Annotated in this window: 17 protein-coding genes; 11 read left to right on the top strand and 6 right to left on the bottom strand. The window is 65.4% G+C overall.

Annotated features, from left to right (window positions below; all coding sequences use genetic code 11):
• Positions 1–88: 88 nt before the first annotated feature.
• Positions 89–877, top strand: coding sequence for an outer membrane protein assembly factor BamD (locus AC6LJY_RS09170; protein ID WP_046802694.1), 789 nt, complete (start codon positions 89–91; stop codon positions 875–877).
• 143 nt (positions 878–1020) lie between these two features.
• On the opposite strand, the gene yoaA is transcribed toward AC6LJY_RS09170, so the two are convergent.
• On the bottom strand, positions 1021–3126 hold the full coding sequence (yoaA, locus tag AC6LJY_RS09165; protein ID WP_498135792.1) for a DNA repair helicase YoaA: 2106 nt from the start codon (positions 3124–3126) through the stop codon (positions 1021–1023).
• A gap of 214 nt (positions 3127–3340) precedes the next feature.
• Here yoaA and tex point away from each other — a divergent pair, with 214 nt between their 5' ends.
• Positions 3341–5701 carry an RNA-binding transcriptional accessory protein Tex gene (tex, locus tag AC6LJY_RS09160; RefSeq protein WP_498135791.1) on the top strand — a complete coding sequence of 787 codons (2361 nt, stop codon included), beginning with the start codon at positions 3341–3343 and terminating at the stop codon, positions 5699–5701.
• A gap of 346 nt (positions 5702–6047) precedes the next feature.
• Positions 6048–6554, top strand: a complete 507-nt coding sequence (locus AC6LJY_RS09155; RefSeq protein ID WP_314360893.1) for a hypothetical protein — start codon at positions 6048–6050, stop codon at positions 6552–6554.
• 71 nt (positions 6555–6625) lie between these two features.
• Here the strand turns inward: AC6LJY_RS09155 and AC6LJY_RS09150 are convergent, their stop codons facing one another.
• From AC6LJY_RS09150 to AC6LJY_RS09130, 5 genes are all read right to left on the bottom strand, one after another.
• A complete protein-coding gene (locus tag AC6LJY_RS09150; RefSeq protein ID WP_498135790.1) occupies positions 6626–7978 on the bottom strand; it encodes a tryptophan--tRNA ligase in 1353 nt (450 codons plus the stop codon).
• Between the two features lie 144 nt (positions 7979–8122).
• A complete protein-coding gene (locus AC6LJY_RS09145; RefSeq protein ID WP_219991916.1) occupies positions 8123–8446 on the bottom strand; it encodes a DUF3325 domain-containing protein in 324 nt (107 codons plus the stop codon).
• Positions 8443–10134, bottom strand: coding sequence for a PepSY-associated TM helix domain-containing protein (locus AC6LJY_RS09140; protein ID WP_498135789.1), 1692 nt, complete (start codon positions 10132–10134; stop codon positions 8443–8445). Before AC6LJY_RS09140 ends, AC6LJY_RS09145 begins: the two co-directional genes overlap by 4 nt.
• Complete coding sequence (locus AC6LJY_RS09135) at positions 10131–10412, bottom strand: DUF3649 domain-containing protein (RefSeq protein WP_046802687.1); 282 nt, start codon at positions 10410–10412, stop codon at positions 10131–10133. The genes AC6LJY_RS09140 and AC6LJY_RS09135 overlap by 4 nt, the downstream gene beginning before the upstream one ends.
• Positions 10413–10435: 23 nt before the next feature.
• The gene (locus AC6LJY_RS09130) at positions 10436–11068 is read right to left on the bottom strand and encodes a DUF4198 domain-containing protein (protein ID WP_104143099.1); all 633 of its coding nucleotides are present in this window, start codon (positions 11066–11068) and stop codon (positions 10436–10438) included.
• Positions 11069–11306: 238 nt separating this feature from the next.
• On the opposite strand from AC6LJY_RS09130, the gene AC6LJY_RS09125 reads away from it, so the two are divergent.
• The 8 genes from AC6LJY_RS09125 (at position 11307) to AC6LJY_RS09090 (ending at position 20844) form a co-directional block, all read left to right on the top strand.
• Complete coding sequence (locus AC6LJY_RS09125; protein WP_314360883.1) at positions 11307–12221, top strand: dihydrodipicolinate synthase family protein; 915 nt, start codon at positions 11307–11309, stop codon at positions 12219–12221.
• A gap of 251 nt (positions 12222–12472) precedes the next feature.
• A complete protein-coding gene (locus AC6LJY_RS09120) occupies positions 12473–13405 on the top strand; it encodes a 4-hydroxyproline epimerase (RefSeq protein ID WP_498135788.1) in 933 nt (310 codons plus the stop codon).
• An 81-nt stretch (positions 13406–13486) separates the two neighbouring features.
• Entirely contained in the window at positions 13487–14611 is a 1125-nt protein-coding gene (locus AC6LJY_RS09115; RefSeq protein ID WP_498135787.1) for an NAD(P)/FAD-dependent oxidoreductase, read from the top strand.
• Complete coding sequence (locus AC6LJY_RS09110; RefSeq protein WP_498135786.1) at positions 14608–16185, top strand: FAD-dependent oxidoreductase; 1578 nt, start codon at positions 14608–14610, stop codon at positions 16183–16185. Before AC6LJY_RS09115 ends, AC6LJY_RS09110 begins: the two co-directional genes overlap by 4 nt.
• A gap of 10 nt (positions 16186–16195) precedes the next feature.
• Complete coding sequence (locus AC6LJY_RS09105) at positions 16196–17047, top strand: inositol monophosphatase family protein (protein WP_498135785.1); 852 nt, start codon at positions 16196–16198, stop codon at positions 17045–17047.
• A 42-nt stretch (positions 17048–17089) separates the two neighbouring features.
• Entirely contained in the window at positions 17090–18139 is a 1050-nt protein-coding gene (locus tag AC6LJY_RS09100) for an ABC transporter ATP-binding protein (RefSeq protein WP_046802681.1), read from the top strand.
• A complete protein-coding gene (locus AC6LJY_RS09095) occupies positions 18136–19788 on the top strand; it encodes an ABC transporter permease (protein WP_498135784.1) in 1653 nt (550 codons plus the stop codon). The genes AC6LJY_RS09100 and AC6LJY_RS09095 overlap by 4 nt, the downstream gene beginning before the upstream one ends.
• 36 nt (positions 19789–19824) lie before the next feature.
• Positions 19825–20844, top strand: coding sequence for an extracellular solute-binding protein (locus AC6LJY_RS09090; protein WP_104143090.1), 1020 nt, complete (start codon positions 19825–19827; stop codon positions 20842–20844).
• The last annotated feature ends 79 nt before the right edge of the window (positions 20845–20923 follow it).

Raw genomic sequence — 20923 nt, 5'->3', positions numbered from 1 at the left:
AGCCTGCCATGCTAACACCAAGGATACGATTCTCGTGATTCACCACCCCGCAGCTCCCTCGAACCCCGCATCCCGAAGCGGGCCGGTTTTGCGCGTGGTTATCGCGCTATTTGCCGTCATCGTCATCGCCGGTTGCGGCTCGACCAACAGCAAATATGACAAGACCACCAACTGGAGCGCCGAACAGCTCTACGCCGACGCCAAGTCGGAAATGTCCTCCGGAGGCTGGAAAGAAGCGCGCGAGCGCCTGACCGCCATCGAAAGCCGCTACCCCTTCGGCGTGTACGCCCAGCAAGCCCTGCTTGAGCTGGCCTACGTCAACTGGAAAGACGGCGAAAACGAGCAGGCCCTGGCCGCCATCGATCGCTTTCAGCAGCTTTACCCGAACCACCCCGGCACCGACTACGCGCTGTACCTGAAAGGCCTGATCAACTTCACGCCTGCCAGCGCGTTCATGACCAACATCACGGGCCAGGACCCCGCCGAGCGCGACCCCAAGGGCCTGCGCGCGTCCTACGACGCGTTCAACGAACTGATCAAGCGCTACCCGGAAAGCAAGTATTCGGTTGATGCCGAAAAGCGCATCGCCTGGCTGGTCAATACCATCGCCATGAACGAAGTCTATGTGGCGCGCTACTACTACGAACGCGGCGCCTACGTGGCCGCCGCCAACCGTGCACAAACCGTCATCACCGACTTCGAAGGCGCCCCCGCCACCGAAGAAGCGCTTTACCTGATGGTCGAGTCCTACGACAAGCTGGGCATGACCGACTTGAAGAACGACGCGCAGCGCGTCTACGACAAGAACTTCCCCAACAGCGAATTCAAGACCAAGGGCCTGAAGGCCGACCGCAGCTGGTGGAATCCGTTTGACTGATTGATCAGCGGATTTGCCCGCATGGGAAAAAGCCCCTCGGATCCTTGGATTCGAGGGGCTTTCAATTGGGCCCGAGGGTTGTGCGTTGGCGGCGCTGACGAAATAAACCTTCGTGCCGCAACGTCGGCGGCAACGCCCGTGCCCTACGCCGCCACGTCGTCGTCGCCCTGCTTGCGCCGGTAGAACGCCAGCACCTCTTCCAGTTCGCGCGTGCGAGCAAACGGCGGCAGGCCTCGCCACAGACGCTTGCCGTAGGGCTTTTCGACCAGGCGCGCATCACCCACCATCAACACGCCCCAGTCCGATTCCGTGCGGATCAAACGGCCCGCGCCCTGCTTGAGCGAAATGGCGGCTTCCGGCAACTGGTATTCCGAAAACGGATTGCCCCCGTGTGCCCGACACGCGCGCAGGCGCGCTTCGATGACGGGGTCGTCAGGCGGCGCGAACGGCAGCTTGTCGATGGCTACCAGCGTCAGCACGTCGCCCGGCAGGTCTATGCCTTCCCAGAAGCTGGCGCTACCCACCAGTACCGGGTGCTTGAGCTTGCAGAAGCGGTCCAGAAGATCCCGGCGCGTGCCCTCGCCCTGCTTTAACAGCGGCCAGTCATGGCCGGCGTCGTCAAACGCGTCGGCCAGCAACGTAGCCACTTTTTCAACGGCGCGCAGCGTCGTGCACAGCACCAGCGTGCCGCCCGGGCTGGCTTCCAGCAGCGGCATCAGCGTGTCGACAAAGCGATCCAGGAATTGCGGCGACTGCGGCTCGGGCATGCCGCGCGGCACGAATAGCAGCGCCTGTTCGGGATAGTTGAACGGGGATTCCCACTTGCCCGTGCGCGCTTGCTCCAGGCCAAGCTGGCTGGTGAAGTGGGTGAACTCGCCATTCACCGACAGCGTGGCCGACGTCATGATCCAGGCCTGCCCCGGCTTGCGGTATTTGGAAAACGCCTGCGCCACGGACAGCGGCGCGGAATGCAGCCGCACATGATGCAAACCGTGTTCGACCCAGCGCACGGCCGGGCCGGTCCATTGCTGGGCGGCCGCCACGCCTTCCAGGATGGCCGCGGGTGTGGACGGCCCGTCGGCCAGCGCGATGTCGGCGGCGGGCTCGGGCGCCTGGTCATCACGGCCCCAGCCTTCGTCTTCCATGTGGCCACCCGCGCGGCCCGGCGTGGCCCAGCGTTTCAGCCGAATCGATATTTCGGCGCCGCTGCGCGCGGCCGCCATCAGGTCGGGGTGCTTTTCAGCCACCACGCCCAGCGCCTTGGTCGCCGTGTCCACGGCCTCGCGCAAGGCGGCAAGCGCCTCGTCGAATTCCTCGGGGTTGGGGATGGCTTCAAACGCGGCCTTGCGGCCGGGCATCTTGTCCAGCGGCGCACAGGCCAGGCGCAATTCGCGGGCGGCGGTTTCCAGGTGGCGGCTGACGTCGCTCCATTTGGCGGCTTCGCGCGCATAGGCCAGCCCGGCCACTTCCAGCGCGCGGCCAAAGTCCATCAATTGGTGCGTGGACACGCTGCTGCCCAGGAAGCGCGTGGCGGTGTCGGGCAGTTGATGGGCTTCGTCGAAAATGACGGTGTCGGCTTCGGGCAGCAGGTCGGTAACGCCTTCTTCGCGCAGCACCAGGTCAGCCATGAAAAGCGCGTGGTTGACCACGACGACATCGGCCTCCTGGGCCTGCCGGCGCGCCTTGACGACAAAGCAGTCGCGGATGCGCGGGCATTCCTGGCCCAGGCAGTTTTCGCGGGTCGAGGTCACGCGCTGCCAGATGTCGGCGTCTTCGGGCACTTGCGCCAGATCGCTGCGGTCACCGGTCTTGGTAATGCCCGCGAACACCTGGATCTGGCGCAGCTGCTGGATTTCGGTGCGCGACTTCAAGGCCCGCTCATCGCCCTGCAGGCGTTCAAGGTGGTAGTGGCAGACATAGTTGCCCCGCCCCTTGAGCAGCGCGGCGGTGACGGGCGCGGCCAGCGCGGCGCGTACGCGCGGCAGGTCGCGCGCGAACAACTGGTCTTGCAGCGTGCGCGTTCCTGTGGAAATCAGCACCTTGCCGCCCTGGATGAAGGCGGGTACAAGATAGGCCCAGGTTTTGCCGATGCCGGTGCCCGCTTCGGCCACCAGCGTGGCGCGGTCCTGGATGGCGTCGCCGATGGCCTGCGACAGCTCCACTTGCGAAGGGCGAGGCTTGTAGCCGGGCATGGCCGTGGCCAACGGCCCGTCCTCGTCAAAGAATTCGGAAATATCCAGGTCCAGCATTACGGCAGCCTAGTGTCGGTCGGAGTCTATGGTGAACCGGTACCGGTAACGGTTCGGGCGCCAGACACTGATGTGGGAAAGGACCAAATGATACCCCTTGCCACGCCGCCTTTCCGGCTGAGCAAGGGACAGATCGGTCCCCCCTGGCACGTTTTGTAATAGCCGCTTATGGCACAATCCGCCCCTTGTTTTTCCTTTTTGCCGTCGTATAGAGATGTCTGAAACTTCCGCTATCACGTACGTCGCCGCCGGCGTCGACAACGCCCGCATCATCGCGCAGCTTGCCACCGAGCTGGGCGCGCGCACCTCCCAAATCGCTTCGGCCGTGGAACTGCTGGATGACGGCGCCACCGTGCCGTTTATCTCGCGCTATCGCAAGGAAGCCACCGGCGGCCTGGACGATACCGTGCTGCGTAACCTGGAAGTGCGGTTGGGTTACCTGCGCGAGCTCGAAGAGCGCCGTGGCGCCATCCTTGAGTCCATCTCGCAGCAGGGCAAGCTGACGTCCGCGTTGCAGCAAGAAATCGCCACGGCCGACACCAAGCAGCGCCTGGAAGACTTGTACGCACCGTACAAGCCCAAGCGCCGCACGCGCGCCCAGATCGCCCGCGAGGCCGGTCTGGAGCCCCTGGCGGACGCCATCCTGGCCGACACCGCCTGCGACCCCGCCGCGCTGGCCGCGCAATACCTGAACCCCGAGGCGTCCATCAACGATGCCAAGGCGGCGCTGGACGGCGCGCGCGACATCCTGGCCGAACGCTACGCCGAAAATGCGGACCTGCTGGCCGACATGCGCGAGCACCTGTGGTCCACCGGCCTGATCTATTCCAAGATGATCGACGGCAAGGAAACCGAAGGGGCCAACTTCCGCGACTGGTTCGACTTCAACGAGCCGCTGCGTACCCTGCCCTCGCACCGCATCCTGGCGCTGCTGCGCGGCCGCCAGCAAGGCGTGCTGGAATTGCGTCTGGGACTGGAAGCCGAGCTTGAAGCGCAGGTGCCGCACCCGTGCGTCGCGCGCATCGCCAACTTCCTGAAGCTGGGCAACGGCCTGTTCGCGCTGGACGCGACGCCGCGCGCCCGCTGGTTGGGCGAAGTGTGCCGCTGGACCTGGCGTGTGAAGCTGCTGACGGCGTTCGAAAGCGAACTGATCGGCCGCCTGCGCGAAAGCGGTGAAGCCGAAGCCATTCGCGTGTTCGCCGCCAACCTGAAAGACCTGCTGCTGGCCGCGCCGGCCGGCCCCAAAGCCGTGCTGGGCCTGGACCCGGGCATCCGCACGGGCTGCAAAATCGCCGTCATCGACCAGACCGGCAAGGTCGTGGACACGACCACCGTCTACCCGTTTGAACCGCGCCGCGACCGCGACGGCACGATCAACACGCTTGCCGCGCTGGTGGCGCGCCACAACGTGGACCTGATCGCCATCGGCAACGGCACCGCTTCGCGTGAAAGCGAAAAGCTGGTGGGCGACATGATGGAACGCTTCCCCGACCTGAAGGTCACCCGCGTGGTGGTTTCCGAAGCGGGCGCATCCGTGTATTCGGCCTCGGAAATGGCTGCGCTGGAATTCCCGGATCTGGACGTGACGCTGCGCGGCGCCGTGTCCATCGCCCGCCGCTTGCAGGACCCGCTGGCCGAGCTGGTCAAGATTGACCCCAAGGCCATCGGCGTGGGCCAGTACCAGCACGACGTCAACCAGCGCGAGCTCGCCCGTTCGCTGGACGCCGTGGTCGAGGATTGCGTGAACGCCGTGGGCGTGGATGTGAACACGGCGTCGGCCGCGTTGCTGGCACGCGTGTCGGGTTTGAACTCGCTGCTGGCCAAGAACATCGTTTCCTGGCGCGATGAAAACGGCGCGTTCCCCACCCGCGAAGTGCTGCGCAAGGTGCCGCGCTTTGGCGAAAAGGCGTTCGAACAGGCTGCTGGCTTTTTGCGCATTCCCAATGGCGAGAACCCGTTGGATGCCTCGTCGGTGCACCCGGAAGCCTATCCCGTTGTCGAGCGCATCGTTGCCAAGATCAAGGCCGAGGTCAAACAGATCATCGGCCAGCGCGAGGCCTTGAAGGGCGTATCGCCGTCCGACTTCACGGACGAACGATTCGGCCTGCCGACGGTGCGCGACATCTTCGCCGAACTTGAAAAGCCCGGCCGCGATCCGCGCCCGGAGTTCAAGACGGCGCAGTTCAAGGAAGGCGTCGAAACACTGAACGACCTGTACCCCGGCATGGTGCTGGAAGGCGTCGTCACCAACGTGGCCAACTTTGGCGCGTTTGTCGACATCGGCGTGCACCAGGACGGCTTGGTCCACATTTCGGCCTTGGCCGAAAAGTTCGTGAAAGATCCGCGCGATGTCGTGCGTGTTGGCCAGACGGTTAGCGTGAAGGTGCTGGAAGTGGACGCGGCCCGCAAGCGCGTGGCGCTGACCATGCGCCTGAACGACACCGCCGCCCCCGCACGCCGCAGCGGCGACCGCCCGCGCCGTCCGCAAGGTGACGGCGGCCGTGGCAACGCGGCAGGCGGTGCCGGCGGCATGAACAGCGCCATGGCGGACGCCTTCGCCAAGCTCAAGCGCTGATCTTTTCGCGCGGCGCTAAAACAAAGCCAGGGCTGATGCCCTGGCTTTTTCTTTTGCCGTTTTCTTCGTCCGCTTCTTTGCCCGCTTCTTTGTTCGCTTTCTTTGCCGATCCCTACCCTAGGACTTTCCCCTAGATTGGGCGTTTTCCTTGCGCGCGCTCAATCAGGAAATCTAAAAATAAGGGAAAATATCGAATTGTGTCCAAATAATAAAAGCCGGTGGCGTTGGGGAACACGGCAGACACAAACATCCATGATCAGGCGAACTGCGGCGCGAACCGTCTATCAGGCAAGAAGTAAAAGAAAAAGCGCCCTACCCTGATAGCCCCCCCGGAGAGCCATTGAACATGAGCACGACCATTACGCTTGCCGCCAATGAAGCGGCAACGATCACCGAAAAAGAAGTTGGCCACAGCGGCACCTACGCGGAAGTCACGCTGGGCCAATACTCGCACTTGGTCGTTGACGGCGCCGAAGTCGCCTTCAAGCACATCACCCTGGAACGCCTGGGCAGCCGCGTAATTGAATTGCGCAACGGCGCGCAGCTTCAAGTGGGCGCCCTGGGTTTTGCCAGCATGGGCGCCAGCATCGTGTACCGCATCGGCGTGGGCTGCGCGCTGACCTTTGACGCCAGCCAATGGGACCCGGAAGTGGTGGCCAACACAACGTTCGACTTTGCCAGCCAGGGCAGCGGCGCGCTGAAGTACTTTCCGTTCATCAACCCGGAATGGCTCGACTGCCCGAACGTGACCGGCTATTCAGAAGGCGATCTGCTGGAAATCGCCGGGCAAGGCAGCGCACAGCGTTTCCAGGTGCGCGATGGGCGCATCGTGGCGGGCGCCCGTACGGCGTAACGGCGCACGGGCGGTAGACGGTGGCGGGCAGCAGGCAGCAGGCAGCAGGCACTAACGCGCTGCCCCGCCGCTTATTCTTTTGCCAGTGACGCCAGCGCGTCGCGCGTGCGCGTCAGGCGCGACTCTGCATCGCCTTGCGCGCCGGCCGGCGCTTCGGCAACCGTCTCGCCGTCAATGACGGCGGTGTAGGTTTCGCCGGACGCTTGCAGCACGGTGTCAGGCGAGTCTTCTTGCAGCCGGCGCATCAAGGCGCCCGCCTGCTTCGGGTCCGCGAAGCGTCGCGACAACAGCAGCTCTTGACCATCAGCCGCCAGCAAGCGGAAGCGGAAGCCGCCCGTTTCATCGCGGAAGCTGACGAAGCGCGCGCCCTTGTCCTTGTCTTTCTTGCCCTGCGACTTCGCCGTCGCCGCGCCCGCATTCAGGTTGCGCAAGCCGACGGCCACGCGCAGTTCCTGCATCAGCGGCAAGGCTTGCTTGCGCGCCTTGTCGGCGCCCGCCTGAAGAATGTCTTCGATGCGGCCCGGGTTGGCGATCAGGTCCACGTATTTTTCGCGCATCGGCGCCAGCAGGTTTTCCAGGTGCTCGTATAGCGCCTGCTTGGCGTCGCCCCAGCCCATGCCGTCTTCCAGCTGCTTGCGGAACGCCGCCGATTCCGCCTGCGTGGCGAAGGCACGGTACAGCGTGTACAGGTGCGAATTTTCGGCGTCCTTGGCTTCGCCCGGCGCGCGCGAATCGGTCACGATACGCATCACGGACGCGCGCAGCGCCTTGGCGCCGCCTTCGAACAGCGGGATGGTGTTGTTGTAGCTCTTGGACATCTTGCGGCCATCCAGGCCGGGCAAGGTCGCCACGTCTTCTTCAATGGCTACCTCGGGCAGCGTGAAGTAGTCGCGGCCATAAAGATGATTGAAGCGCTGCGCGATATCGCGCGCCATTTCCAGATGCTGGATCTGGTCGCGGCCCACCGGCACGCGGTTGGCGTTGAACATCAGGATGTCGGCGGCCATCAGCACCGGATACGAGAACAAACCCATCGTAATGCCGTCATCCGGGTCTACGCCCTTGGCCACGTTCTGATCCACGGACGCCTTGTAGGCGTGCGCGCGGTTCATCATGCCCTTGGCGGTGACGCAGGTCAGCAGCCAGCTGAGCTCGGGAATTTCGGGAATGTCGGATTGCCGGTAGAACGTCACGCGTTCGTGGTCCAGGCCCACCGCCAGCCAGGTGGCAGCGATTTCAAGGCGGGAACGCGCCACACGCGCTGGATCATCGCACTTGATCAGCGCGTGATAGTCCGCCAGGAAGAAGAACGCGTCCACGCCAGGCTGGGTGCTGGCCTGCACGGCGGGCCGGATAGCTCCCGCGTAATTGCCAAGGTGGGGGGTGCCAGTGGTGGTAATGCCGGTAAGGACGCGGGTATTCATAAGGCGAAGAGGCGTGTGCTAGGGGAAACAAGCAGTGTAACGTGCCGGCGCATCGGCGCCTTGCCCCGTGGCGACGGCGGGTGCCCGCCTGGCGTTGGGCAAATCGCCATCGCGCACGGTGCGCCGGCTTGGCGAGCGCCCCGCCTACAGAACCGCAAACACCGGCGCGGCCAGCGCGCAGATTCCGCCCGTGGTCAACGCCGCGCGCGGACGGAACGTCAGGAACCAGATCAGCAGCAAGCCGGCGATGCTGAGGATGCCGATCCATTCCACCGTGCCGTAGCTCCAGCCCCAGACCGTGGCCGATGCGTACAGCGACAGGGCCAGCGCGATCCAGCCGAAGATGCGCAACGGCACGCGGTGGCGGCGTGGGATGGCGCGATCGAACAGATCTTCGTAGTGGCGGTCCATCCCCAGGCACAGCGCGGAAAAACCGGCGTAGGCCAGGCAGAAAGCGGCAAGCGTCATGGCGTATCACCTCGCGGTTCATAAACGACGGCGCCGGGCGCAGCGGACGTTGGGGCCGTTGCGGACTTTGCGGACTTTGCGGTCGTTGTGGCCGCAGGGGCCGACGCATTGGTCCGCCCACGGGCTGGGCCCCTGGCCGGCGCACGACGCGCGCGCGCCGCCTTGCGCGACATCCAGGCGAACAACACGGCACTGGCCAGGCAGGTCAGATCAAACCCGGCCATGACCCAATCGCCCTGCGGCAACGACACGCCCAGGTGGCGCGACGTGGTCAACGCGTTGACCACCGGCACCAGGGCCAGCGCGGCGGCGGCAATTCCCAGCAGGTCCTGCCACTTGCGGCGCTGGAACAAAAAGGCATAGACCAATGACACGGCCCACGCCGCGAAGAAGCTACGGGACTCCCACAACTGGCGCCCCGGCAGGTCGGCGGGCAGCAGGCGGTTGGCAAGGAAGAACACGGCAACGCCCAGCACCACGCCAGCGATGGTGCCAGCATTCAGGCCGTCCACCAGCCGCAACGAAAACGCTTCGCGCGCATCCTGGGGCCGCGCCTTCTGGCGGCGCTTGGCGATCCACAGCACCAAGCCCGTGGCCACCATGCCGGTGCCGGCCAGGCTGACCAGGAAATAGAACCAGCGCAGCAAAGGCTCGGCGAACAAGCCCAGGTGCAGCCCGGTGATCGTGCCGGCGGTTCTGGCGGTAGCGCCCAATTCGTCCTGCCCTTCCGTAAGCTTGCCGGTCACCCCGTCAAACCGCATCCACGGCGCCATCAAGCCGTACGACACGCCGTCGGCCGCCGCCTGCGTCAACGTCACGGTGGCCCCGGCGTCGCCCGGGTTGTTGACCGTGACGCGGCCCAGTCGACCTTGCCACTGCTGCTGCGCCTGCTCCACCAGCGGCGCAATCCGCACCAACGGCGCGGGCTGGTTCAGCGGCGGCGTGACCTTGAACGACTTGAAGACATCATCCGTGTACTGGCGCGGATTGTCGTAGACGGCCTTGATGCCGGCCGGCATCAACATCACCATGAACAGCACCAGGCCGCTGAAAGTAATCATCAGATGAAAAGGCAGCCCCAGCACCGACAGGGCATTGTGGCCATCCATCCAGGCGCGTTGCCCGCCCTTTCCAGGACGGAAGGTAAAGAAGTCGGCAAAGATTTTCTTGTGGGTGATGATGCCGCTGATGATCGCCACCAGCATGAACATGCCCGCGATGCTGGCCAGCCAGCGCCCCCACGGGAACGCGGTCTCAAGTTCGAAATGGAAGCGGTAGAAAAAATCGCCGCCGCGTGTTTCGCGCCCCTGGACCGCCTGCCCGGTGGCGGGGTCCAGCTTCACGCGCACAAACCCGCGCTCGCCCGGCTTGGGCTTGGGCAGTTGGTACAGCAACAGGATCAGCGGCTCGCGATCGGACGGCGGCGTGATGAACCAGCGCTTGGCGTCCGGTGCATGTTCGTCCAGATAGCGCTGCGCCATCTCCACCGACTGCACCGCAGGCGCCGGCTGCACCTGGATTTCGGGCTGCATCCAGCGCGTGATCTCGGGCCGGAAGAACGCCAGCGAGCCGGTCAGGAACATCGCGAACAACACCCATCCGAATATCAACCCGGCCCAGGTGTGCAACCACGACATCGATTGGCGCAGGCCTTCTTCGCCCTGCGCTTTGGGCTTGCGTGCCGTCATGCCATCCCCATCCCGCGTCCTGCCAGAAATAGGCCGCCCAACAATGCGGCCGGCAGCAAAATTCCGATCCAGGCGCGCCACGCGCTACGCGTGGCAAACACCCAGATCACGCCGCACGTGTAGACGACGAACGACAACATCAAGGCGGTGGTGACGGCGTCTGCCCGCCCCATCGGCAGCCAGACGGCCAGGCACGCCGCAGCCGCCGAGGCAAGGGCATAGCCGCCCAGAATGGCGGCTGCCGCCCTGGAAAACACGGCCATGCGATAGCGCATCATGCCTGCGCCGGCTGCGGGAGCTTTCACGGATTCACGTTGAAGGTCAGGGTGGAAACGTAGCGGATCTTGGCGTAGGTCTTACCGTCGGCCTCGCCCGCCTTCTCTTGCATGTGCGCCGCTTCCAGCACGTACTGGCCCGGCCACGGCGTCGTGATTTCGATACGACCGTTTTCATCGGTCCAGAAGCGCTTTTCCCACTTCGGCGGACCAAAGACAGTCACTTCGGTCTTGGCCAGCGGCTTGCCTTCAAAGTTCAGGACAAAAGAGTTGGCGCCGGCGGCGGTGGGCACCAGTTCCAGGTCCAGCTTGGCCTGCGTATCGGTGCGGCCGGCCTTGGCGCCGTACTTGACCAGCGTTTCCTTGAACTGCATCGGCTGGGCCAGGCGTACGTCGCCCTTTCCAGACACCGCGTACTCCACAAAGTCCGTGCCCTTGGCCGAGGCCTTCAGCACGGTGCCGTCAGCGGCGGTCACGACAGGCGCCACCAGGACCTTGCCCAGCAAGCCATCCTGCTTTTCGCGCACGTCGTCGGCCCATTCGCCGAAGTACGCCTTGGCCGCGCCTTCGCCGCCCCGTTCCAGCCAAACAAAGTGTGCCTGCGCAGCGCCCGCGCACCCCATGAGGGCGATGGCCGCCAAAGTCCTTGCAAGGTTCATTCTGGTTCCTTTGGTTTTTTAGTCTGATAAAGACAACAGACAAGCCCCGCGGCCGATGCCTGTTTTTTATCGGCCTGAATTATAACCATTCTCACTACCACTTCCATCGAAATTTGGGCCGGAACGCCGGGCGCTGTTAACCCCATTCCTGGTTAACCCCCATTCCTTTAACCTGTGGATTAAATATATTAGTCATATATCTGAAGCCACCCACCGCACGTGAACCCTGGAGTTCCTCATGACGCACCCACGCTGGACAGGCATCTTTCCCGCCATCACCACCAAGTTCCACGCCGATGAACGGATCGACGCCGAAGGCACCGCCAAACACATCGATTTCCAGATCCGCAACGGCATCCATGGGATGGTCACCTGCGGTTCCCTGGGCGAGGCCAGCACCTTGACGCTGGAAGAAAAGCTTGAGGTCACCAAGATCGCGCTGGAGGCGTCCGGCGGCCGCGTGCCGGTGCTGGCGAACGTATCCGAGACCAGCACGCGCGAGGCGCTGCGATACATCGAAGGCGCCAACAAGCTGGGCGTGGCGGGCTTCATGGTCATGCCGTCGCTGATCTACGTGGCGGACGCCCGCGAGGCCATGCTCAATGTGCGCACCATGGGCGAGGCCGCGCAGCAGCCCATCATGGTCTACAACAACCCGCTGGCCTATCGCGTGGACCTGACACCGGCCCACATGGCCGAGCTGGCCGATTGCAAGTGGATCGCCGCCGTCAAGGACAGCTCGGGCGATACCCGCCGCGTGACCGACCTGCGCAACACCGTGGGCGATCGCTACCAGATCTTCCTGGGCGTGGACGATCTGGCCTACGAAGGTCTGGCGCTGGGTTGCGATGGCCTGCTTGCCGGCGTGGGCTGCGCGTTTCCCCGCGAAACCGTCGCGCTTTACGACCTGATGAAGGCCGGCAAATACGCCGAAGCGTTGTCGCTTTATCAATGGATGACGCCGCTGCTGCATCTGGACGTATCCGCCAAGCTGGTTCAGAACCTGAAGCTGATCGACGCGCTGGTTGGCGTGGGCACCGAGCACGTGCGCCGGCCCCGCTTGCCGGTGATCGGCGAAGAGCGCGCGTTGATCGAACGCGTGGTGGCGCAGGCCTTGGCGACGCGCCCCGCGCAATACCAGTCGGTGCCCTGACCGCCCTGGCCGCCCGCGATGACTCCGTCCGATGACATCCAGGAATTACCTGCAATGTCATGGAGTTATCGCTGAATCGCCAAGTGAAAAATTGCGTGGCGTTGCGGTCTCTACGACACGACGCCACGCGTTTAATTGCCTAGACTAGCCCGTTCGGTTGTTCGTTCGCTTCTTGTTCGTCCGCCGGCAAGCCACGGCTTGCCGGACCGCTTTCTCGCTGCACGTCCACAACCTCTGCACAAGGCGCGTCAATGAATCAGATCCGTGTCATCGACTCCCACACCGGCGGTGAACCCACCCGGCTGGTCGTCTCCGGTTTTCCCGATCTGGGCGCCGGAGACATGGCGCAAAGGCAACGCCGCCTTGCCGACAAGCACGACGCATGGCGCGCGGCAACCGTCCTTGAACCCCGAGGCAGCGACGTCATGGTGGGCGCCTTGCTGTGCCCCCCACAAAACCCGGCCAATGCCGCCGGCGTGATCTTCTTCAACAACGCCGGGTACCTGGGCATGTGCGGCCACGGCACCATCGGGCTGGTCGCCACCTTGGCCTACCTGCGCCGCATCAAGCCCGGCGCGCACGGTATCGAAACGCCGGTGGGCACGATCCGCGCCACCCTGCACGAAGACGGCTCGGTCAGTGTGCGCAACGTGCCCGCCTACCGGTTGCGCCAAGGCGTATGCGTCGATGTACCCGAATACGGCAAGGTCATGGGCGACGTTGCCTGGGGCGGTAACTGGTTCTTTCTGGTCAGCCAGCACACGCAGCGCGTTGCGCCAGACAATCTTGATGCCCTCACCGAGTACGCCTGGGCCATCCGCCAGGCGTTGCAGGCGTCGGGCATCACCGGCCGCGATGGCGCGGAAATCGACCACGTTGAACTGTTCGCCCCCGACCCCAACGCCGACAGCCGCAACTTCGTGCTGTGTCCCGGCAAAGCCTATGACCGCTCGCCGTGCGGCACCGGTACCAGCGCCAAGCTGGCCTGCCTGGCCGCGGACGGCAAGCTGGCCCCGGGGCAGATCTGGCGGCAGGCCAGCGTCATTGGCAGCACCTTTCAGGGCAGCTATGAACTGATGGAGGGGCAGATCATTCCCACCATCCGCGGGCGCGCGCACATCTGCGCCGAATCCACGTTGCTGATCCAGCCCGACGACCCCTTCGGCTGGGGCATCCGGCTTTGATCGCCGGCCGTTATTTGCTGAACGCTGATCGCCGTTTGCTGATCGTTATCGCTAATCGCTAATCGCCACGGAAGCCTACGCATGCCACACCCCTCGAAGGACGTGCTGATCGTCGGCGCGGGCATTATCGGCGCTGCCTGTGCGCACCACTTGGCGGCTGCCGGCCTGTCGGTGCATGTGCTGGATGCCGGCCTGAAAGGGGCCACGCAGGCCGGCATGGGGCATCTGGTCGTCATGGACAGCGACCCCGCCGAACTCGCACTGAGCAGCCTGTCGATGGACGCTTGGCGGCAATGGGGCCCGCGCATGAACGCAGCGGACCCCGCCTGCGCCTACACCGAATGCGGCACGCTGTGGGTCGCTGCCACTAGCGACGACATGACCGAAGCCGAACGCAAGCACGCGCGGCTTGGCCACCAGGGGGTACCGGCCACGCTGCTTACCGCGCGGCAACTGGCCGATGCCGAACCATTCTTGCGCAGCGGCCTGGCCGGCGCGCTGCACGTACCCGGCGACGGCCTGGTGTACGCCCCCAACGCGGCGCGCTGGCTGTTGACGCATGCGCCACCCGGCGTGTCATTCGAGGCCATCCGCGTCGACAAGATCGACGAGCAAGGCGCCGTTCTGGCCGATGGCTCGCGGCGCAATGCCAAGGCCGTCGTGCTGGCGGCGGGCATGGTGGCTACCCACCTTTGCGACGACTTGCCCCTCGCACCCAAAAAAGGCCATCTGGCCATCACGGACCGCTACCCAACCGGCATCCGCCACCAACTGGTCGAGCTTGGCTACATGGCCAGCACCCAGCAGCGCGACGGGGCCGCCGTCGCATTCAATGTGCAGCCCCGTCCCACCGGGCAATTGCTGATCGGCTCTTCACGGCAGATCGGGCAAGCCGATTCCGACATCGATCCCATGGTGCTGTCCGGCATGCTCAAGCGGGCCATCGACTTCCTGCCGGGCCTGTCGGGCATGAACCTTATCCGCACCTGGACAGGCGTGCGTGCCGCCACACCCGACGGCCTGCCACTGATTGGTCCGCATCCCACCCGCGCCGGGCTCTGGCTGGCCTTGGGCCATGAAGGCCTGGGCGTCACCACCGCGCCCGCCACCGCCGCCTTGCTGACCGCCCTGATGACCAACGCAACGCCGCCGCTGGCTGCCGCGCCCTTTGCACCATCCCGCTCATTTGACGAGGTAACGCCATGACGCATCCGCGAGACTCCGCCCGCCTTCGTATCCTGCTGGACGGCCGGCCGATGCGCGTGGAGCCGGGCAGCAGCGTCGCCGCCGCGTTGGCCGCCAGGTCGCCCGGCAACTCGCGCGTATCGGTGTCCGGCGAAAAACGCGCGGCATTCTGCGGCATGGGCGTCTGTCACGAATGCCGGGTCCTGGTCGATGGCCACCTGCGCCTGGCCTGCCAAGCCCGCTGCCACGAAGGCATGCGCGTGGACACGGTACTGGAGCACGGCACCCCGCCTGACGCCCCCCTTGCACAAGACGATGCCGCTAACGCCTGCGACCTGCTCATCATCGGCGCCGGGCCTGCGGGGATGTCCGCCGCGCTGGCGGCCGCGCCCAGCGGACGCGCCATTGTGCTGGTCGACGACAACGCCGCACCCGGCGGCCAGATCTGGCGTGATGGGCCAGGCGCCTCCGTGCCTGCCCTGGCCCGACGCCTGCGTGAACAACTGGCGCGATATTCGAATATCACGCTGCTTGGCGACACCCGTGTCATCGGCATGGCCGGCTTGCCTGGCCAACGGGCGCTGATGCTGGAGAATGCGCGCCACGGTTGGGCGCAGCACTATGGCGCGCTGATCCTGTGCACCGGCGCTCGCGAGCTCCTGTTGCCGTTTCCCGGCTGGACCTTGCCTGGCGTGACCGGCGCGGGCGGCCTGCAAGCCTTGATAAAGGCGGGCGTAAGGCTACGCGGCAAGCGCATCGTCATCGCCGGCACGGGCCCCTTGCTGCTTGCCGCGGCGCATGCCGCGCATCGGGCGGGCGCGCGCGTCGTGCGCATTGCCGAGCAAGCAGACTGGCGCGCCTTGCTGCGCTTTGGCTATCGCTTGCACCGCTGGCCCGCCAAGGCCGCGCAGGCCGCCGCGCTGTTCAACCCGCACTACCGAGCTTCCAGCCACGTGCTGGAAGCCACCGGCGATGGGCGCGTGCAACAGGTGCGGCTGCGCCGAGCCGACGGCGAAGAAACCATCGCCTGCCATCGCTTGGCCTGCGGCTTTGGCCTGGTGCCCAACATCAAGCTGGGCCAGATGCTGGGCTGCGAATTGGACACGCACGCAGGCCTGCAAGTGGATGACATGCAGCAAACCACCGTCCCGGGCATCTTCGCGGCGGGCGAATGCACGGGCATCGGCGGCAACGAACGCGCCCGGGTACAGGGCGCGCGCGCCGGCCATGCGGCGGTGGGCGAACTTACCCAGGCCGCGCGCCTGTCGAACGATCTTGCACGTTGGCAGGAGTTCGCCGACGCGCTACGCACCCCCTTCGCGCTACGCGCGCCGCTGTTGTCCCTGGCACGCCCCGACACCCTGATTTGCCGTTGCGAAGACGTGCCGCAATCCGCGCTTGCGGCGCATCAAAACTGGACCGACGCCAAGCTGCACACGCGTTGCGGCATGGGCGCCTGCCAGGGCCGCATCTGCGGCACCGCCACCCAAGCGCTTTATGGCTGGCAGCCCTTACCCCCGCGGCATCTGCTTGCGCCCGCCCGCATCGACACGCTGGCGGCCCTCGCGTCCTCATCCGGCAATTCGCTCGACTAAGGAAACCTTCATGACGAACACCCTGGACGCCCACATCGCGTTCGCGCAAGGCTTGGCTGACGAGGCGCGGAAAATGTACGCGCCGTACCTGCGCGACTCTGTCTACGCCGACAGCGGCAATGCCAGTGCCAGCGCCGACGCCGCCACACCCCGCCTGCCGCGCACGGAAATCAAACCGGACCGCAGCCTGGTCACCGCCCTGGACCAGGCCATCGAAGCGCACCTGCGCGAGCGCATTGAAGCCGCCTACCCGCAACACGGCATCTACGGAGAAGAAGGTGGCACCGTCCGGCTGGACGCCGAGTATGTCTGGGTGCTTGACCCCATCGACGGCACCGCGCCCTTTCTTGCCGGCGTGCCGGTCTTCGGCACCTTGATCGCGCTTATGCATCGCGGCACGCCGGTGCTGGGCGTCATGGATTTCCCCGCCACGGGCGACCGCTGGGTCGGCGCTGCCGGACGCCCCACCCTGCATCACGGCGTGCCCTGCCACACGCGCGTCTGCGCCCAACTGGGCGATGCGATGCTCAGCACCAGCAACCCGGACTTCTACGCGCCCGACGAGCTTCCCGCCTTCCAGGCGCTGCGGGAACGTACCCGCTGGCGCATCTACGGCGGATGCTGCCTGGCGTATGGGCTGCTGGCCGCCGGCCGCACCGACATCGCCATCGACGCCCGCCTGGCGCTTTACGACTACGCGCCTTTCATCCCCGTCATCCAGGGCGCCGGGGGCGTCATTACGGACTGGAACGGCCGGCCGCTCGGGCTGGACAACCCGGCGTCGCGCATCCTGGCCGCGGGCGACCCGGAACGCCATCGGCAAGCCCTGCAGCTGGTGCGCCAGGCAATGGCAATGGATTGATTCTTCCACCCCCACACTTGCACGCATCAGGAGCCCCCGGGCATGGACATCCGCATTGAAAAACTCTGCATTTCGTACGGCGATCAGCGCGTCATCGACGGCCTGAGCCTGGATATTCCTCCCGGCGCCTTTTTTACCTTGCTGGGGCCCAGCGGCTGCGGCAAGACCACCCTGCTGCGCGCCATCGCGGGATTCACGCCCATTGCATCCGGCCACCTGCGTTTCGGCGGCAAGGACGTGACCCGCCTGCCCGCGCACCAACGCAACATCGGCATGGTGTTCCAGGACTACGCACTGTTTCCCAACCGCAGCGTGTTCGACAACGCGGCGTACGGGCTGCGCGCAAGAAAGGTGGCGTCCGCCCAGATCCAGCAGCGAGTCACCGCGGCATTGGAACGGGTGGGCCTGGGGCAATACGCGGCAAGACTACCCGCCGAATTGTCCGGCGGACAGCGGCAGCGCGTCGCGCTTGCACGCGCGCTGGTCATCCAGCCGCAGGTGCTGCTGATGGATGAACCGCTTTCCAACCTGGACGCCAAGCTGCGCATCCAGGTACGCCAGACCATCGCCGAGCTCCAGCGCGAGGCCGGCATCACCACCGTCTTTGTCACCCACGATCAGGAAGAAGCGCTGGCGCTATCCGATCAGATCGCCGTCATGCAGCAGGGCCGCGTGGCGCAGTTGGGCACGCCGCGCGACATCTACAGCCAGCCGGCCAGCGGCTACGTGGCGGACTTCATCGGTGCGGCCAACCTGCTGCCCGTGCAATGCCACGCGCACGAGATCGGGCCGGTCCGCTTGCAGGTCGATGGGCACCCCGTGGCCGCGCATGCCCCGGTGCCCGTGACGGGCCAGGCCGTTCTGGTGGCGCGCCCCGAAGACATCCTGCTGTCCACCACGGCGGGCGCCGGCGTGCCCGCGCGCATCCTGACGCAGCAGTACCTGGGCATCAAGACAAACTACCGCGTCGAACTGCCCAGCGGCCGCCATATGAACGTGGACGTGCACGGCGACCCGATCGCGGCGCTGGCACGAGGAACCGAGGTGGACCTGGTGTTCAACCCGCAAAAAACCCTGGTCTTGGCATCATGAAGCGCCTGGTCCCCATTCTGCGGTCGCCCTGGACGTGGTTGTCGCTGGCGGTGCTGGCCGTGTTGCTGGTATTCCTGGTGTGGCCCGTGCTGAACATCCTGTCGGCCAGCGTGCTGGCCCGCAACGACGAAGGCCTGTCCGGCTGGCAGATCATGCTGGCGGATCCGCGTTATGTGCGCGCCATCGGCAACACCTTGCTGCTGGGCGCCGGCGTCACGCTGCTGGCCGCCGCCATCGGCGTGCCGCTGGCCTACCTGACCGCGCGACACCGCTATCCCGGCAAGGCCTTGGTGTCGATCCTGCCATTGATCACGCTCATCATTCCCGAAGTCATCGGCGCGCAAACCTGGCTGATGATCCTGGGCAACAACGGCGTGCTGACGCGCCCGCTGCGCGACGGCCTGGGGCTGGACCCACCGTCGTTCTACGGCTGGCCGGGCTTGCTGACCGTCATGACGTTCACGTATTACGCGTACATCTACATAGGCACGCTGGCCGCTATCCGTGGCTTTGATGCGCAGCTTGAAGAGGCCGCCCAAAGCCTGGGCACGTCGCCGCCGATATCGCGCCTGAAGGTGATGGCCCCCGTCGTGCTGCCCGCCGTGCTGGCCAGCGCGCTGCTTGTCTTCACCATGGTGGTGGGCAATTTCTCCACGTCGATGATTCTCGGGCATCGGGTCGAACTGCTATCGGTATTGACCTATCAGGCGTCTGTGTCCGAAACCGGCAGCGACCCGGTCATGCAAAGCACGCTGGCCACCACATCGATTGCCCTGGTGATGCTGGCCCTGTTCCTGCAACGCTGGATCGTGTCGCGTGGCCGCTATGAAATCACGCAAGGGCGCACCGCGCCCGAGACGCCGATACGCGGGCCGGGCGGGCTGGCGATGGCGGGGGCGGCGCTGGCTGTGATGACGCTGTCCATGTTGCCGCTGGGCACCCTGGCCGTGGGCGCCTTCACGCGCGCGCATGGCCCGGTCATGCGTTGGGGTGAATGGACGCTTGCGCATCTGGAACGCGTGCTGATCAATGCCCCCGGCCCGGTGCTGAACTCCGTCTTGTTCGCCGGCGCCGCCACGCTGATCGCCATTGCTTTCAGCACGCTGGCCAGCTACCTCATCGTCAAAAAGCGCAATGTGTTGACGCCTTGGCTGGATTACCTCAGCTCGATTCCGTTGGCGCTGTCCGGCACGGTAATCGGCATCGGCCTATTGATGACCTTCGGCCATGGCGCGTTCGATTTGTCCGGCACCGCGTCATTGATCGTGCTGGCCTACATCGTGCGGCGGCTGCCGTTTGGCGTGCGCAACGCGTCGTCCACGCTGTTCAACCTGCCCGATTCCATCGAAGAAGCATCCATCAGCCTGGGGGTGCCGCCGCTGGCGTCCTTCTTGAAGGTGGTGCTGCCCTTGATGGCGCCCGCGATCGCCGCGGCCGCCGTCCTGACCTGGACCACCACCGTCTCCGAACTGAGCGCGTCAGTCATTGTGTATTCGCCGGGCCATGAAACGCTGCCCATCCAGATTTTCCGCTTGATCGACAGCGGCCTCATGGCGCAGGCATCGGCTTATGGTCTGGTGCTGATCGCCGTGATTCTGGCGCCGGTGCTGCTGGCGACCCGTGTCTTCAATATCCGGCTCTTTGCCTGAGCCGGGCTCTTACACCCCACCCAACAAGGAACCGCCATGATCCAGCTTCCCTCTTTCAACCGCCGCCAGGTGCTCAAGCTGCTGGCCGTCACCGGAGGCATCGGCGCGCTGCCCGCCCAGGCGCTGGCGCAGCGGGCCGAAAAAGTCGTCCTGTACACCACCTTGAACGCGCAGTCCGTCGAGACCGCCAGCGATCTCGCGCGCGACCTGCTGCCCCATATCAAGCCCAGCACGGTGGCGGGCGGCAGCAGCCAGTTGCTGAAACGAATCGAGGCCGAAGCGGGCCAGCCCAAGGGCGATCTTTTCTGGACATCCAGCGCCAACGTCATGCACGGCTACCGCGCCTTGTTCGAGCCTTACCGCTCAAAGCACATCGCCGCGATTCCCGAACCCCTGCATGGCCCGGACGACCTCTGGATGGCCGCCAACCTGCACGTCGTGGTCGGCATGGTCAATGCGCGGCAGCTGTCCGGCCCCGCGCCCACATCTTGGGCCGACCTGACCGACCGCCGCTTCAAAGGCAAGGTCATCATCGGCGACCCCGGCAACAGTTCCACAGCCTTTACCGCGTTGTGGGGCATCGAGCGTGTCCTGGGTACCGACGGCTTGCGGGCGCTGGCGCGCAACGTCAGCGTTTCCAGCGCGGCCTCGCATGTGGTGCGCAGCGTGGGCCAGGGGGAATACGCCGTGGGCATCACCTTCGAATCGACGGCGTATCCCTATGTGGCGGGCGGCCAGAAGGAAATCGGCATCATGTACCCGTCGGATGGCACCTTCACCGTGGCCGACAACATGGCCATGGTGAAGAACTCGCCCAACCCGCAGGCCGCCGGCCTGATGTACGACCTGCTGCTGTCGCGCCAGATGCAATTGGCATTGCTGCAAAACGCCTATCGCCGCCCCAGCCGCGACGACATCGACGTCAGCAAACACCTGGACATGCCGCCGCTTGCCGACATCAAGATCGTGCCGGTCGATGAAGCCGAAGCCTCTGCCGGTCGCGAGGCCTTTCTTGCACGCTGGCGCGCGTTTGTCGCAGAGGCGCGCAGCGCCTGAGGCACGGTGCTTGAAACGCGGCCTCCGGGGTGCAGCCCCGGAAGTGCGGCCCCTGAGCGCAGCGGGCGGACCGATGGTC

The organism is Achromobacter sp. RT286_PF (assembly GCF_059760425.1).
Note: the sequence above shows the minus strand (reverse complement) of the source record. Positions and strands in the feature narration are given on the sequence as shown.

What these genes read in the sequence shown, in the direction of transcription:
- yoaA (WP_498135792.1), bottom strand. Translation starts at nt 3,126, where the DNA reads ATGCTGGACCTGGATATTTCCGAATTCTTTGACGAGGACGGGCCGTTG.
- tex (WP_498135791.1), top strand. Translation starts at nt 3,341, where the DNA reads ATGTCTGAAACTTCCGCTATCACGTACGTCGCCGCCGGCGTCGACAAC.
- AC6LJY_RS09155 (WP_314360893.1), top strand. Translation starts at nt 6,048, where the DNA reads ATGAGCACGACCATTACGCTTGCCGCCAATGAAGCGGCAACGATCACC.
- AC6LJY_RS09150 (WP_498135790.1), bottom strand. Translation starts at nt 7,978, where the DNA reads ATGAATACCCGCGTCCTTACCGGCATTACCACCACTGGCACCCCCCAC.
- AC6LJY_RS09145 (WP_219991916.1), bottom strand. Translation starts at nt 8,446, where the DNA reads ATGACGCTTGCCGCTTTCTGCCTGGCCTACGCCGGTTTTTCCGCGCTG.
- AC6LJY_RS09140 (WP_498135789.1), bottom strand. Translation starts at nt 10,134, where the DNA reads ATGACGGCACGCAAGCCCAAAGCGCAGGGCGAAGAAGGCCTGCGCCAA.
- AC6LJY_RS09135 (WP_046802687.1), bottom strand. Translation starts at nt 10,412, where the DNA reads ATGATGCGCTATCGCATGGCCGTGTTTTCCAGGGCGGCAGCCGCCATT.
- AC6LJY_RS09130 (WP_104143099.1), bottom strand. Translation starts at nt 11,068, where the DNA reads ATGAACCTTGCAAGGACTTTGGCGGCCATCGCCCTCATGGGGTGCGCG.
- AC6LJY_RS09125 (WP_314360883.1), top strand. Translation starts at nt 11,307, where the DNA reads ATGACGCACCCACGCTGGACAGGCATCTTTCCCGCCATCACCACCAAG.
- AC6LJY_RS09120 (WP_498135788.1), top strand. Translation starts at nt 12,473, where the DNA reads ATGAATCAGATCCGTGTCATCGACTCCCACACCGGCGGTGAACCCACC.
- AC6LJY_RS09115 (WP_498135787.1), top strand. Translation starts at nt 13,487, where the DNA reads ATGCCACACCCCTCGAAGGACGTGCTGATCGTCGGCGCGGGCATTATC.
- AC6LJY_RS09110 (WP_498135786.1), top strand. Translation starts at nt 14,608, where the DNA reads ATGACGCATCCGCGAGACTCCGCCCGCCTTCGTATCCTGCTGGACGGC.
- AC6LJY_RS09105 (WP_498135785.1), top strand. Translation starts at nt 16,196, where the DNA reads ATGACGAACACCCTGGACGCCCACATCGCGTTCGCGCAAGGCTTGGCT.
- AC6LJY_RS09100 (WP_046802681.1), top strand. Translation starts at nt 17,090, where the DNA reads ATGGACATCCGCATTGAAAAACTCTGCATTTCGTACGGCGATCAGCGC.
- AC6LJY_RS09095 (WP_498135784.1), top strand. Translation starts at nt 18,136, where the DNA reads ATGAAGCGCCTGGTCCCCATTCTGCGGTCGCCCTGGACGTGGTTGTCG.
- AC6LJY_RS09090 (WP_104143090.1), top strand. Translation starts at nt 19,825, where the DNA reads ATGATCCAGCTTCCCTCTTTCAACCGCCGCCAGGTGCTCAAGCTGCTG.